This window comes from Nostoc sp. LEGE 06077 (assembly GCF_015207705.1).
In the GTDB taxonomy this organism is placed as follows: Bacteria; Cyanobacteriota; Cyanobacteriia; order Cyanobacteriales; family Nostocaceae; genus Nostoc_B.
In genome coordinates this window covers 1-15,600 of the sequence record NZ_JADEWI010000036.1, presented here as the reverse complement: position 1 = coordinate 15,600, position 15,600 = coordinate 1, and the positions used below count along the sequence as shown (strand labels likewise).

At 43.2% G+C, this 15,600-nt stretch carries 8 protein-coding genes and 1 pseudogene; 2 read left to right on the top strand and 7 right to left on the bottom strand.

Features of this window, described 5'->3' with window-relative positions; translation table 11 throughout:
• Positions 1 to 351: 351 nt before the first annotated feature.
• Positions 352 to 4,575: a chemotaxis protein CheB gene (locus IQ244_RS20640; RefSeq protein ID WP_193897522.1), complete on the top strand. Its 4,224-nt coding sequence runs from the start codon at positions 352 to 354 to the stop codon at positions 4,573 to 4,575.
• A gap of 504 nt (positions 4,576 to 5,079) precedes the next feature.
• Here IQ244_RS20640 and IQ244_RS20635 read toward each other — a convergent pair.
• Positions 5,080 to 7,407, bottom strand: a complete 2,328-nt coding sequence (locus tag IQ244_RS20635; protein ID WP_193897521.1) for an ATP-binding protein — start codon at positions 7,405 to 7,407, stop codon at positions 5,080 to 5,082.
• Positions 7,408 to 7,521: 114 nt separating this feature from the next.
• On the opposite strand from IQ244_RS20635, the gene polA reads away from it, so the two are divergent.
• Positions 7,522 to 10,437 (top strand): DNA polymerase I, encoded by a 2,916-nt coding sequence (polA, locus tag IQ244_RS20630; RefSeq protein ID WP_193897520.1) that lies wholly within the window; start codon positions 7,522 to 7,524, stop codon positions 10,435 to 10,437.
• 83 nt (positions 10,438 to 10,520) lie between these two features.
• Here polA and IQ244_RS20625 read toward each other — a convergent pair whose 3' ends face one another.
• From IQ244_RS20625 to IQ244_RS20600, 6 genes and pseudogenes are all read right to left on the bottom strand, one after another.
• Positions 10,521 to 10,802: a type II toxin-antitoxin system RelE family toxin gene (locus tag IQ244_RS20625; protein ID WP_193897518.1), complete on the bottom strand. Its 282-nt coding sequence runs from the start codon at positions 10,800 to 10,802 to the stop codon at positions 10,521 to 10,523.
• Positions 10,789 to 11,082: a prevent-host-death protein gene (locus tag IQ244_RS20620; protein WP_193897517.1), complete on the bottom strand. Its 294-nt coding sequence runs from the start codon at positions 11,080 to 11,082 to the stop codon at positions 10,789 to 10,791. Before IQ244_RS20620 ends, IQ244_RS20625 begins: the two co-directional genes overlap by 14 nt.
• A gap of 81 nt (positions 11,083 to 11,163) precedes the next feature.
• Positions 11,164 to 12,663 (bottom strand): family 10 glycosylhydrolase, encoded by a 1,500-nt coding sequence (locus IQ244_RS20615; protein WP_193897516.1) that lies wholly within the window; start codon positions 12,661 to 12,663, stop codon positions 11,164 to 11,166.
• A 392-nt stretch (positions 12,664 to 13,055) separates the two neighbouring features.
• Positions 13,056 to 13,457, bottom strand: coding sequence for a photosystem II protein Psb27 (gene psb27 / locus IQ244_RS20610; protein ID WP_193897515.1), 402 nt, complete (start codon positions 13,455 to 13,457; stop codon positions 13,056 to 13,058).
• 103 nt (positions 13,458 to 13,560) lie between these two features.
• Positions 13,561 to 14,712: a 7,8-didemethyl-8-hydroxy-5-deazariboflavin synthase subunit CofH gene (cofH, locus tag IQ244_RS20605; protein ID WP_193897514.1), complete on the bottom strand. Its 1,152-nt coding sequence runs from the start codon at positions 14,710 to 14,712 to the stop codon at positions 13,561 to 13,563.
• A gap of 559 nt (positions 14,713 to 15,271) precedes the next feature.
• A pseudogene (locus tag IQ244_RS20600) lies at positions 15,272 to 15,600 on the bottom strand (IS630 family transposase); the annotation flags it as partial.

The following is a 15,600-nucleotide window of genomic DNA, read 5'->3' as shown; positions in this document are numbered from 1 at the left end:
TGTATGTAGCCTCTGATAAGAGGGGATCGAAGATTCTCCCAGATGAATTTGGGAAAATCACGTTACAAGGGAAGAGGAAAGTCTTTTGGTATCAATGTTTGATGATTAGTTGACATATTCATCTAAGTGGCTACGGCAATCTTTGGGATATCAGATCCAAAATTGGTTCACCCAACTTTGATTTGAGGGAAACAGTGCAATTAAATTAGCAGTATGAGGTACGTGCATACCGTGACATACTGAATCCTAAGATTAGCTGCATAATATCTATCTCTAGCTGGCTAAAGTTAAGCGACGCAACAGCGTATTTTATTTACAGATCATGCAACACCCCATCATGGTTTATAGATAATGAACTCTAGGCGATCAAAAAAATCTCAGTCTTCTACTCCTGACCAACAGCAACAGGAGAATCAAAATGAATTATTTCCCATTGTGGGGATTGGTGCATCTGCCGGAGGTTTAGAAGCATTTATCCAATTACTCAGCCATTTACCGACTGATACAGGTATGGGATTTGTGTTGATTCAGCACTTAAGCCCCGACCAAAAAAGTCTGTTGGTTGAGATTCTGTCACGAACCACTCAGATGCAGGTTTTACAAGCACAGAATGACATGGTGCTAGAACCGAATCATGTGTATGTGATTCCTCCTAATGCCATGATGACTATCTTGGAGGGAAAACTACAACTGAGTCCGCGTCAAAAGATTCGCGGTCATGTGATGTCAGTTGATACATTCTTTTTTTCCTTGGCGCTAGAACGGGGAAGCAAAGCCATTGGGGTGGTGTTGTCTGGGGGCGACTCGGATGGTGCTAGGGGTTTAGAAGCAATCAAGGAAGCTGGCGGCATTACCTTTGCCCAATGTGAAGAATCGGCACAAGTTAGTAGTATGCCGAATACGGCTGTGGCTTCTGGTCAGGTAGACTTTGTGTTAACACCACAAGCGATCGCTCAGGAATTGGCCAAGCTCAGTCATCATCCTTACGTTAGCCATCCCAGTCCCGAAAAATCTGCTGACGTTATCCCCACAGATGGTAATGCTCTTTCTATCATCTTTAGTTTGCTCAAAGCTGCTACGGGGGTTGATTTTAACCACTACAAGCAAACCACCCTTAAACGGCGGATTCTGCGGCGGATGATTTTGTATAAGTTAGAAAGATTAGAAGATTATGTACATTATCTTCAGGATCATCCGGCAGAAGTGAAAGCCTTGTATTACGATGTGCTAATCACGCTGACCAGTTTCTTTCGTGATCCTGAAGCTTTTGAAGCTTTAAAAACAAAAGTATTTCCGATTATTAGTCAAGAGCAGTCCATTGATTCTGCTATTCGCATCTGGGTAGCGGGATGTTCTACGGGGGAAGAAGCTTATTCGATTGCGATCTGTTTACTGGAATATTTGCATAATCAGGGAATTAATCGGCCTATCCAGCTGTTTGCCACGGATATTAATGAGATAGCCATTGAGAAAGCAAGAATCGGTATTTACAAGCATACCCAATTAATTGATGTTTCAGCCGATCGCCTCCAACGTTTTTTTGTCCCGGTAGAAGGTGGCTACCAAATTAGCAAGCCAGTGCGGGAAGCGTGTGTTTTTGCCAGACAAAACCTGATTGGTGATCCTCCCTTTTCGCGGCTAGATTTGATTACCTGTCGCAATGTCCTAATTTATTTGGGTTCTGGTGTCCAAAAAAAACTCCTCCCCATTTTCCACTATGCTTTGAAGCCAACAGGCTTTTTAATGCTAGGCACATCAGAGACAGTCGGCGAGTTTAGCAACTTGTTTGCTTTAATTGACCGCAAATACAAGATTTACTCTAGCAAAATGGCTGCGGCTCGGCCGGCGATTGATTTAGTTCCCAACATCTATCCCACCGCAACGGCTAATCCGCCGCCACTAGTTAGGGAAGAGACGGGAAATGAATTAGAAATGCAAAAAGTGGCTGACCGGATTATCTTGACTCAATATGCGCCAGTGGGTGTAATTATTGACAATGATCTGGAAATTGTCCAGTTTCGGGGACAGACTAGCCCTTATCTGCAATTACCATCAGGCAGACCCAGCTTTAATCTGCTGAAGATGGCAAAAGAAGAATTAAGGCTAGAACTACGCACTGCTATCCACCAAGCCAAAAAGTACGGAGTGGTGGTGAGAAAAGAAGGCATCAAAATTAGTGATGAGGATCAAGCCAAACTGATCAAAATTGATGTTTTCCCATTTGAGGCTCCTGTAAGTACAGGACATTACTTTTTGGTAATGTTTGCAGAGATGAGCGCGATCGCCAATTCTCTAGATGTTGCTGGTGATGGATCAAGTTCAGTCCCAAGCGATCGCACCCGCAATCGCCGACGCAAATCAACCGATAATCAAAACGAAATTAACCAACTTAAACAAGATTTAGCTACTACTAAAGAATATTTGCAATCGATTATTGAAGAACAACAAGCGACTAACCAAGACTTGAGAGCAGCTAACGAAGAAATTCTCTCTAGTAACGAAGAGTTGCAAAGTACCAATGAAGAACTAGAAACGGCTAAGGAAGAAATTCAGGCCACGAATGAAGAATTAAATACCATTAACGACGAATTGCAACGCCGCAATCTCGAATCAACTCAAGTCAGTAACGATTTACAAAATCTTCTCAGCAGTATCAATCTGCCAATTATCATGCTGGGAGGCGATTTACGCATTCGCCGCTTTACGCCGGTAGCCGAAAGAATTTTTAACTTGATTCCTTCAGATGTGGGAAGACCATTTAGTGATATTAATCACAACTTAAATATTCCTGACTTAGAGCAGCAGATTACCGAGGTCATTCGCACACTCAACTTTAAAGCCCAAGAGGTACAAGACCAAGAGGGACACTGGTATGATTTACGCATTCGTCCTTATCGCACAATGGACAATAAAATTGATGGTGCGGTAGTTGTGTTGGTTGATATTGATGAACTCAAACGCAGCGCTCGGCAGATTCTCGCCGCCAAAGACTACGCCGAGGCAATTGTAGCCACTGTCCGAGAATCTTTGGTGGTGATGGATACAGACTTGAGAGTAATTACCGCTAATCAGTTTTTCTATGAAAAATTTCGGGTATCCGCAGAAGAATCAGAACAGCGGTTAATTTATGAAATTGGTGATGGGCAATGGAATATACCCCAATTGCGATCGCTCTTACAAGACACACTTCCTGACCAAAGTCAATTCCAAGACTTAGAAATTGAGCATGAATTTGAGCAGATTGGGAAGAAAATCCTGCGGCTGAATGCCCGCCTACTCTCACATATTCACGATACTTCAATGATCCTGTTGGTAATTGAAGATATTACCCAACAAAAGCGCTTAGAAGCCGAACGAACTCAACTGTTAGAGCAAGAACACTCTGCCCGTGAAGCCGCCGAAACAGCCAATCGTGCCAAGGATGAATTTTTGTCCATTCTTTCTCACGAACTGCGAAACCCCCTGAATGCGATGCTAGGTTGGGCTAACTTGCTGCGAACTCATCAACTGGATGAAGCCACAGTCAATCAGGGTTTAGAAGCCATTGAACGCAGCGCCCAAGCTCAAGCCCATCTGATTAGTGATTTGTTGGATATCTCTCGCATTAGCTCAGGTAGACTGCGAATGGATGCTCAACAAATTGACCTTGTGCCGATTATTGAAGATGCGATCGCCGTCGTCCGTCTAGCAGCAGAAGCCAAAAACATTCAAATTAAAACTAGTTTAGCTCCCTCAACTAGACCGATAGTAGGTGATCCAACTCGCTTACAGCAGGTGGTGTGGAATTTGCTGTCTAATGCCATCAAATTTACCCCAAACACAGGCAGAATTGAGGTCAAATTAAAATACACGACCTTTCAAGCACAAATTCAAATCAGCGATACAGGTCAAGGTATCAATCCTGAATTTCTGCCCTACCTTTTTGACCGTTTCCGTCAAGCTGATGGTAGCAGAACCCGTTCCAATCCTGGTTTAGGATTAGGGCTATCGATTGTGCGTCACTTGGTAGAACTCCACGGCGGTACAGTGGAGGCTCAAAGCGCAGGTGAAGGTCAAGGCGCGACATTTACTGTCAGGCTACCGCTACAAATTAACCAAAACGAATTTAGCGGGTTAAATAATCCTGTGACCTTGGCACCTGTCAGTAGAGACATCTCACCAGAAATATCACCTGATGACCTTCCTTCCTTAGCTGGCGTGCGGGTACTTGTGGTAGACGATGAACCAGACATCCGGCAATTATTTCAATTAATCCTCGGAGAATATGGCATTGAAGTCACAGCAGTCGCCTCAGCCAGCGCCGCACTATCAACACTAATGGCAAATCCTAGGGGGTATGATGCCCTTTTATCTGATATTGGCCTCCCAGAAGAAGACGGTTATACACTGATGCAGCAAGTCAGAGCGCTCAGTCCCGAAATCGGTGGGCAAATTCCCGCTGCTGCCCTCACCGCCTATGCTGGCGATGCAGAACATACCGCAGCTTTGACCGCAGGATTCCAAATGCACCTAGGTAAACCTATTGAACCCCAGCAATTAGTCGTTTTGGTTGCTGCTTTGACGGGACGGATTTAAAGTGCTGATGCTAAGTAGAACGGCGTGAATATTTGTAGGAGGCAGGAGGAAAGAGGGTTTGAGCCTGGTTTATATTTCTTAACGTGAATTCGACAGACTTCTCCCTCCCAACCTCTCTCTCCTAAAAGGCGTTCGCGAAGCGTCTCCGTCAGGAGAGGGAGGAGCAATGAAAAATAAGAGTTTTACTCCCCTCTCCTCGTAGGAGCTACCGTGTACACACAAGTCGAAAATTTGCAGTCTGAAACCTTATCCCGCCTAGAACTAAAGTTCCAGGCTCATAGCCAAAGTCCACAAAGCGTGGACTGGAATGTATTTCTGGTTGAGTCATCTTCAGATGACTTGCGCTATGAGACTCGGAATTCATTCCGAGGCGGGACAGATGCACTCAACGAACATTTGTGTGTACACCGTAGCCTCCTAGGAGAGGGGCTGGGGGTGAGGTCAAAACAGACCTCATCGAACTCACGTTTTCTGAAGATAGTTGGTTTTTCCCACCGACTTAACTTATACCTTCATGTCTGCTATGAGGTTGGCCACTACAGTAGCTAAATGTGTTGGTTCAATAGGTTTAGGTATGTGTGTTTGATAGCCGGCGGCGATCGCTTTGAGCCTATCTTCTTCTTGGACAAAGGCTGTAACCGCTATAGCAGGAATATGAACACCTACTTCCATCTCCCACTGCCTAACTTTTCGCATAAAGTCATAGCCGTCTTCCTGGGGCATCCCAATATCAGAAAGAATTACCGTAGGTTTCCACTCCCACACTTCTTTTAATGCCTCTGCGGCGGAACCACAGGTGTGTACTTCTGCTCCTTCCGGTATGAGTATTGCCGCAATAATATCTCTAGCGTCGGTTTCATCATCAACCACCAGCACTCGCACACCCTTCAGCCTGTGTAAGTTTTTCGGTTCTACAGCTTTGATCGGTGCAGTATTTATGCTCTCTCGGTTAAGCATCACCGGCAGTTTCAGAGTAAAAGTTGCCCCTTTGCCTTCACCCTCACTATCCGCCTGCACTGTTCCGCCGTGAAGCTCAACTAAATGACGGGCGATCGCTAAACCTAGCCCTAAACCGCCATATTCTCTTGTGGTTGAGCCGTCGGCCTGACGAAAGCGTTCAAAGACGTATGGCAGAAAATCTGTCTTGATGCCCACACCAGTATCCCTAACTATAATCTCGACCTGGGAATTAGTCTGCTGAAGTTGCACTTCAATCTGCCCATCTTGGGGTGTGAATTTCACAGCGTTGGAAAGCAAGTTCCAGACGACCTGTTGCAGCCGATTTTGGTCGCCTAAAACAGGGTCAACCTGGGCAAGTTGTAACTGCAAATCGATGTTTTTGACTTCAGCTGCGTGGCGCACCGAATCGATCGCACAAACAATGACATTAGCCAAATTTAGCGGCTGTGGTTCGAGGCGGAGTTTGCCAGTAATAATCCGCGACGTATCAAGGAGGTCATTTACCAGTTGTGCCTGGATTCTGGCGTTCCGTTCGATAGTCGCGATCGCCTGTTGGGTTTTTTCTGGGTTAAGTCTTCCGGCACTGAGCAATTGCGCCCAGCCGCAGATAGCGTTAAGAGGGGTTCTGAGTTCGTGGGAGACGGTAATTAAAAACTCATCTTTCAGGCGGTTAGCAGTCTCTGCCTCAGTCCGTGCTGCTTCAACTTGGGTTAAGTGTTCGTCTCGTTCACGCTGACGTTGTGACAGCAGATCGGCTGACCGTTCTAAGGCTTCGCTTAACAAAGCTACTTCCTGAATGCTTGAGGGACTGATGCGGGGATATTCACCTTGCGCCAGGGCTTCTGCGGCATCAGCCGCCTCAGTGATGCCTTGGGAAATCCGGTGTGAGAGAAGAAAGGCACCTACACCACTTACCACCAGCAACACCAAGCCAGAACTAACAACAAGCCAGATGGCGCGGCGAGTCGGATCTTCAATCACCTCAATCGGCACAACAACGGCGGTTGTCCAATCAAAGAAGCTGGCTCGCTTGAAGGCAAAGTAAACTGGCGCTCCTTCTAATGTTGTATCGCGGTAAACTCCCTCGGTTGTGGCTGCGATTCGCTGCAAAAAAGATGGTGTACCAGACTTTCCCACAAAGCGCCCAGGATTGCGCGTCCTGGCTACAATCACACCGTGACCATCAACAACAGTACGTGTCCATTCTCCATCAACAGGTGTCTGGGTTTTGATCACACTAGCGAGTGCTTGAGGGGTGATGACAGCGGTAAGTATATACCTGAGCTTGCCATCGCGGATGACGGGAACACGGATGGGAAATGCCAATTCCCGCTTGACACTTCCACGGACAAGATAACCAACTGTGGGCTGGCGTGTTTCCACAACACGGCGCAGACTTTTAGGCTCATTTACCAAAGGTAATGGAACACCAAACGGATAAGAGGTGTTCACCATTTGTCGTCCATCTGGGGTGAGGAGAATCACATTGAACCAAGTCGGCTGTGTCTGAACTGTGCGCTTTGCCTCGTGATAAAATGCTTTTAATTCATTGTTTTCGATTCTGTCAGAGGCTGCCAGTGCTTGGAGTGTCCTGGTAGTACTGGAAACTTCGCGCTCTACATCTTCAGTGAGGTTACGTGCGGCTAAAACCAAACGGCGTTCTGATGCTGCACGCTCATTGAGCGAGAGTTTGTAGACAACAGCAACAGCAAAAAGCACAACAGGAAGTAATGTCCCTGCCACAAGTAACACCAAGTGCCACTTCAGAGTTAGTGTGCGATCGCCCAAAACATTCAAGCTGAAATTTATACTTTTATTACGCAAGCCGACTCCCAACTGAAAGGGGAGTTTGGTTTTATTTGATCTTGTCACGCTCTTTTGCTGAAAGCACACTAAGTAATTTGTGAGCTTTCATCATTTGGATTATAACTACCGATTAATCTTGTGCTAGTGATAGTCCTTAAAAATTTTCTTTAATATATATCTATGTCTGAAACTTCTACTTCTCTAACTAAAACACGCCCCACGTTCATCTTAGTCGATGGGCATTCTTTAGCATTTCGTTCCTACTTCGCTTTTGCCAAAGGACGAGATGGCGGACTGCGAACTAAAACAGGGATACCGACGAGTGTCTGCTTTGGTTTTCTTAAATCTTTGCTGGAAGTCATGGCGACACAACAGCCACAAGCTATGGCGGTGGCCTTTGATTTGGGTTTACCCACTTTCCGCCACGAAGCTGACGATACCTACAAAGCCGACCGTCCGGGGACTCCAGAAGACTTTGTGCCTGATTTGAAAAATCTGCAAGAGTTACTCACTGGGTTGAACCTCAAGATTTTTACTGCGCCTGGTTACGAAGCGGATGACGTGTTGGGAACATTATCACAAAAGGCGACGGCTGCTGGATATAAAGTGAAAATTCTCACAGGCGATCGCGATTTATTTCAACTAATTGACCCAGACAAAGAAATTACAGTTTTAAACTTTAGTCCCGATGCTCTAAAACGCGCTACAAATAGCATCACAGAATTTAGTACCGCACAAGTTAAAGAAAAATTAGGCGTATTACCTACACAAATTGTCGATTTTAAAGCTCTGTGTGGTGATAAATCAGATAATATTCCAGGGGTGAGGGGCATAGGCGAAAAAACCGCAGTCCAGTTGCTAAGTACCTATGGTTCTTTAGAGAACATTTATGCTGCACTAGCTGAAATTAAAGGCGCAACCCAGAAAAAACTTACAGAAGGTCAAGAGGATGCTAAAAAGTCTCAATATTTAGCCCAAATAGTCACCGAAGTGCCTCTGGAAGTTGATTTAGAAAACTGCAAACTCACAGGATTTGACACAAGTACTCTCACGCCGATTTTAGAAAAACTAGAATTCACTACTTTTTTAAAAAAAATTAACGAAATTCAGCAAAAATTTGGTGGTGTACTTCCAGAAAATCCCGCAATATCAGCAGAAGCAATTACTGATGATGATAGTGATTTATCGTTTTTTACTGCCGCTGAAACAGCCGCATTTCAACAGCAACCAGTTTCCGAAATTCAACCACAAATTATTAATACTGAAGCCAAACTTAACGAATTAGTAAATTTATTAAAACAATTTATTGACCCGACAACACCAGTCGCGTGGGACACAGAAACCAGCGATTTAGAACCGCGAGATGCGGCTTTAGTTGGAATTGGTTGTTGTTGGGGAACCCAACCAGATGAATCAGCTTATATTCCCCTGGCGCATAAAAACGGGGAAAATTTAGATAAAGATATCGCACTTGCAGCACTACGTCCAATTTTAGAAAGTGCTGATTATCCTAAAACATTTCAGAATGGCAAATTTGACCGCTTAGTATTTCGCTGTCAAGGAATTAACTTGGCGGGAATTGTCTTTGACACCATGCTGGCTAGTTATGTTTTGAATCCTGATACCAGCCATAATTTAACTGATTTAGCTTTACGATATTTGGGTTTGTCTATCCAAAATTATGCCGAATTGGTTCCCAAAGGTAAAACCATTGCTGACTTAGATATTTCGGCTGTAGCAAATTATTGTTGTTTTCAAGTTTATGCTACATGGCAATTAGTAGCAAAATTGCGCGAAGAACTCGATAAATTTCCAGCTTTATCGCAACTATTAATAGAAGTAGAACAGCCATTAGAAGCAGTTCTCGCAGAGATGGAATACACTGGTGTTAGCATTAATTCCGCTTATTTGCAAGAACTCTCACAACAACTAGAAATAGATTTAGCCAAGTTAGAAGCACAAGCAACGGAAATAGCTGGGGAAAAATTTAATTTAGGTTCTCCAAAACAGTTGAGTCAAATATTATTTGAAAAGTTAGGATTAAGTACTAAATATTCTCGAAAAATTCAAACTGGCTATTCTACCGACGCAGCGACTTTAGAAAAGCTATTAGAAGTTGATAACACAGGGTTTGTAGAGGCAATAATTGAGTACCGTACTTTAGCTAAATTAAAGTCTACTTATGTAGATGCGCTACCTGCATTGGTGCGTCCAGATACTCAACGAGTGCATACTGATTTTAACCAAACTGCAACATCAACGGGGCGGTTATCTTCTTCTAACCCAAATTTACAAAATATCCCCATTAGAACAGCTTTTAGTCGGCAAATTCGCAAGGCATTTTTACCAGATAAAAATTACTTAATGGTAGCTGCGGATTACTCACAAATTGAGTTAAGAATTTTAGCACATTTGAGTCAAGAACCATTGTTGGTGCAAGCATATCAGCAAAATGAAGATATTCACACAGTCACGGCTCGATTAGTGTTTGAAAAAGATGATATTTCCGCAGATGAAAGAAGAGTAGCGAAAACGATTAACTTTGGTGTAATTTATGGGATGGGTTCACTGCGGTTCTCGCGTTCAACGGGAATAGATAAAAACATTGCGAATGAATTTATTAAGCGATTTAACGAACGATATTCTCAAGTTTTTGCCTATTTAGAGGGAGTAAAAAAACAAGCGATCGCGCAAGGTTATGTCGAAACTATCCTCGGTCGTCGGCGTTATTTTGATTTTACTAATAACAGTTTACGCAGGTTAAAAAATAGTAATCCTGAAGAGATTGACTTGAGTAAATTAAAAAATTTAGGCCCTTTCGATGCTGGATTACTCCGTTCTGCGGCTAATGCACCCATTCAAGGTTCCAGCGCAGATATTATTAAAATCGCAATGGTGAGATTGAATGAAATTTTAAAACAATATCAGGCACGTTTGTTATTGCAAGTTCACGATGAATTAGTTTTTGAAGTTCCGCCTCAAGAATGGTCAGAATTACAACCACAAATTAAATCAGTTATGGAAGGTGCAGTGTCTTTGAGTGTGCCGTTACTGGTAGATGTGCGTGCAGGCGATAATTGGATGGAGACAAAGTAATTCGTAATTAGAAGTTGAGGGGAATAAATTCGGCTTCCCCTCTGCTTTTTTAACGCAGGCGACAGAATTTGCGATCGCTGCAATTATCCCAACAAACGCTTTAACTTTTTGTAGACATCATCATCATTGCGTTTACCCAGTAAAATTACTTCTACTAAATCTTCTTCAGGAAAAAAACGATAAACAATGCGATATTCGCCACTATCAACTCGATAATAACCTTGATAGCCAGATAACTGCTGACTATCAGCAGGTAAAGGATCAACATTCAAAGCCAATACTTTTTTCGCAATCTGCGCTGCTATTTTTGGCTGCAAACCATTCAAAAAATCTAGAACAGTTGCTAAACCATCAAGCCTCGCCATTCGCTAAACGCTCCAGTGCAGATGTAAAATTCTCAGTACCAACCATTGTTGATTGATTCAGCGCTACTTCAGCCGCTTGACCTAATAGCATATCCTCCAATTCATTCACTCGATTAATTAATTCTTGATAATTTTCTGATGACACCAATATTGGTTCTGCTGCTGTGAGGTGTTCAATTGCGTATGCAAACAATTGTGACAAGTCACAATGATGAGACTGTGCTAAGGCAAGTGCTTTTTCTAGGGTTTTAGTATCAAGTTGCAGTTCGACTTTTTCCATGCAGGCTGATGTAGAAGTGTTGATGCTAGGGTGATTCTAGCATCTGGGATAGTTGACGATCTTTGTGCGTCCGTTCTGTGATTAACGCAGGCGACAGAATTTGCGATCGCTATCATTTTCAGGATATTGCCAAGAGTAAGCAAAATGGCTGACTCCCGCCAGTTGGGGCGAAAATTTGCGTAATGCTTGCATTTGCGCTTCTAGTGATGGGCGAGTGGTGGTTGATTGTCCCCAAGCCCCGGCTAAGGCGGGAATAATTTGTGTCCCTGGTTTTGCCGCACTGATAACCCGTTGCACTTGGTTTGTAATACAGCTAACATCACTGCAAACTGCATAGGCCATAGCGTGCCATTGCAAGTTCCTGGGAAATCTATCCCAAGGTTGTAAGCGGGAATCATACCCTTGTCCTACCATTTGATTGCCATCTGGGAAAAACACCACACCCGATGGAATGCCTACTTGCTGTGCTGGGTAACTAGCTAAAGCCACAAAATCTAAGATACCTTGCATAGCGTGGGCAACCATCAACTGCCAGAGTTCAACTTGCAAAGTTGGTTGTCTGTCAGCTGCTGCTAAAAGTGCTTTTTGCTGTGGTGGCGGAGTCCTACCTTGCCACATCGGTTCCCCTTCTTGGGGATAAAGTTTATCGACTTGATCGATATCTGCTACGGTGACGTATCCCTTAGTGAGAAAGCGTCGAATTAAATGCAACCCTTTAGAATTCAACGCCCGACGAAATAAAGCTTCTTGAGTGGCTGGGGTAAATAGCCATAAATCAGTGACTTTCGTGGCAATTGAATCAGTGCCAGCTTGTCTGGGATAACGCACATAATCAAATAGCAAACCATCCGGGCGACGACGTAGTACTTGCTGTACCATCTGGAAGTAATCGCGTTTGGCTTGCATATTGTAGGGGTCAATAAATACTTGCGAACTGTTATCTACAACATATAAGCTGGTTTGCCCCTTGCCATTACGGGCGATCGCTGGTTCTCGATCTGTACGTTGGGCGTAGGTATAGCCAAAATTGGTGGTGAACATCCAGGAATAAACCTTTAATCCCCGTTCTCGCCCTTTTTGAATGGCGATGGAGAGTAAATCTATCTTTTCTGTCCCAGGTGTACGCACTACAGAAGGCCAAACTGTGGGATTATCTGCTGCTGGTAGTAGTACTTGCCCATCATAAAAGGTTTCTACATAAATTTGGTTATAGCCACGATTGACCATGCGATCCATAATTTGGTCAATTAACCCTGGTTGAATGTCGCAGGGATAAAGACGCAACCAAACAGCCTGGATTTTTGGCCAATTCCGACTGCGACATTCTTTTAAATCTTGGGCGTGTTGGCGTATCAATTGCTGATAGCGGCTTTGGGCATCGCGATCGCCTTTTAGTGCCAACAAACGTAATTTTTCTTTTGTCTGCGCTGTTGTGCTGGATAACTGGCAATCTTGTTTGATTTGCGCTTGGGCTGGTTGGCTGATCAAGTTAGGCATCAACAGGCTACTGCTAAAAACCACAGCAAACAAGCGTTGCCATAATAATTTTGCTCGAAAAAGTTTTGCGGGACGGTGAGACATACCGGCAAGGTAGATGTACAAATTCACGGGAGTTGAGTATTAGGGTGTATCAATTGTTATAGCAGTAGCCAGAAGGCAAGAGATAGAAGCCAGAAGGTAGAAATATTGAATATTTCTCCCATCCACACTGTTATTCAAACCTTCTCCCCTATCTGAATACAGCTATATATTGCAAAAATGAGGGCTTTGAAGCCTAATTCTCAAGACTCCCAAACCCCCGTAAGTGTTGCTGGATTTTTTAGGTTGTAACTTTAAAGTAAATTATTATAAACTTCAAATTTAACTCAAACACTATACAAAAACTTTGCGTACCGTTGCGTTACCCTCACCGCGCCTTTGGGTTTAAAGAGTCCAAAGTAATAACTCTGGACTCTGAAAAATATAAAGGAATATCAAGCACCACGCTTTAGTGCAGACTCTACTTGTTGGAACTCCTGTTCGAGACGAGTTTTCAGCTTTTCAGGAACTGGACGGTTGGGATAAGAACTGTAGTGTCCCGCTAAAGAGTTGAGGGCGGTACGCATGGTTGTAAAAGAACTTAAACCAGAAATAGAACCTGCCCGTTGATAACGGGCAGAAAAATCGTTGATTTTTTGACGCGCATCTGCCTGGAGTTCTGCTTTATCTGGTGAACTTTCAGATACTTCTAGGGCTTTTCTCAAGGTACTAACTACAGTCAATGTGTCTTGGCGATAATCACCCGACAAACTATCAGGGCTAGAACAGCCGATTAAACCGATAGCTAAAACCAAAACCACAGCAAGCAGACGCGACCAATAGCGTTTCATAAGCATTATCTGAAACTACACGTAAATCATCGTCCATCCTATCTTGGATTGGTATCTTGGGGATCATGAGGAAGGCCAAAAGTCAAAAGTCAAAAGTCAAAAGTCAAAACTAATATAATTCTCTACTCTGCACTTTTTGATAGAGAGTATCTCGTTGTTGGTAAGGTCTTCCTAAAGATGCGATCGCAGTTTGCAAACTTTCCACTTCCATACAAGTACCGCCCACAGCACCAGCCATTGTGGTAATGTGTTCCTCCATTAAAGTGCCGCCAATATCGTTGCAACCCCAAACTAGGGCTTCTTTTGCCCCAGCTAGTCCCAACTTTACCCAACTGGGCTGATGGTTGGGAATCCATTTACCCAAGAATATCCGGGCTACAGCCCCTAATAATAAAGCATCAGCTAAAATTGGTTGATCGCGCCCCACCCGACGGCGTAAAGATTTCGGCGCTTCTTGACCGACAAAGGGTAAGATAATAAACTCGGTAATTTTTGCTGGATAGCCTTGATTAATGGCTGTTTGTTGTAGCGATCGCAATTTTTCTAAATGCCCAATTTGCTGTTCTGGGGTTTCGATATGTCCCGATAGCATGGTACTAGTGGTGGGTAAGCCTAATTTATGGGCTGTCGAGATAATCTCTAACCAAGTCGCTGTGTCAATTTTCTCTGGACACAAGACTTTTCTGATTTCATCATCTAACACCTCGGCAGCTGTACCTGGCATGGAACCAACACCAGCATCTCGCAAAGCCGCAATCACGGTTGCATAATCCAACCCGTCTAATCTGGCGATAAACTGCACTTCTTGGGGAGAGAAAGCGTGTAAATGGAGGTGGGGAAATGCTTGTTTTATGGTTGAGACTAATTTGAGATAGTAGGGTAGAGATTTTCCGTTAATCTGGGCTTGAGGGTTTAATCCACCCTGCATACAAATTTCCGTCGCCCCCCGATTGACTGCATCTTGTGACTTTTCTAAAATTTGCCCCCAATCTAACCAATAAGCCCCCGCATCACCATCATCTCGGCGGAACGCACAAAAACTACAATGCTGTTCACAGATATTGGTGAAATTAATATTGCGGTTGATGATATAAGTTACAGTGTCGCCTACCTGAGTGTAACGAAGTTGATCGGCGGTGCTACGAATCGCGGCGATCGCCTTGGGGTCAGTTTGTTTTAACAAAACTACTCCCTCTTGATGAGATAAATCGTACCCCATTAAGGCACGCTCAAGAATGTTTTCAATAGAAGTGTTTATCACAATTAATAACTAAAACTGATAAAAATACTTTTGACTGTTGTGCTGGCTGTTGGTTTGAGCCTATTGCTTTTATTAAGCCCTATTTCGTTGCCTTTGGGGATTAAATTTTTTATCATTAAAAATTTCAGCTTAATTACTTAAGCAAATTTGCTAATCGTAAAAATACTTATCATTACTAATTCTCTGACTTTTAAGCAAAAATTCAGTAGATTTACGGAAACGATTTATGGGTTCTTCAGATAGACTCTATTAACTCCTGAGTTATTACCTACTTAGTTTTACATAGTAGTATTAATTCTGTAATTACCTAATCTTTGCACCTACTCGTTAGGTGCATTTGTTTTCTCAGTGATTTACTGATATCAGCCACATAAGTCTGAGAGATGAAGGGGAAGAATCACAGGGTTAGGGAAGGGTAAAGGTTTTTATAAAGCTGCGATCGCATCTGCTAATATCTGGAATTTTTGGGTGAATTTTAAACTGAGTTAGTGCTTCACTGACGTAAAATAAGCGAACTTAAATTTACAAATCAAGTCAAGATATAGCAATCCTAGATGATTTATGAGAAAACACCATATTCATAAAGTTTAGGGAAGTCAAAAATTTGACAATGAATTGATAGCTCAAATAACGTCTTGACTACGTTAAAAGAATGGCAGGAAAATAAAATTCTCTAATTAATCGTTTTGCAAAGAGCCAAATATCTTCTACAGGATTCTGTTGTGGTGCATTTGGGGCAAACCTCAAGCAGGTAATCCACCATTGTTCTTTTTCCAATTCACGATTTAATGAATCTAGATAATCTTGAATTTCTTGTGAACGATGATAACTTGCACCATCCCAAATTATTAAAAGTTTGGCTAATGGTCGTTGTTGACGGAGATATTC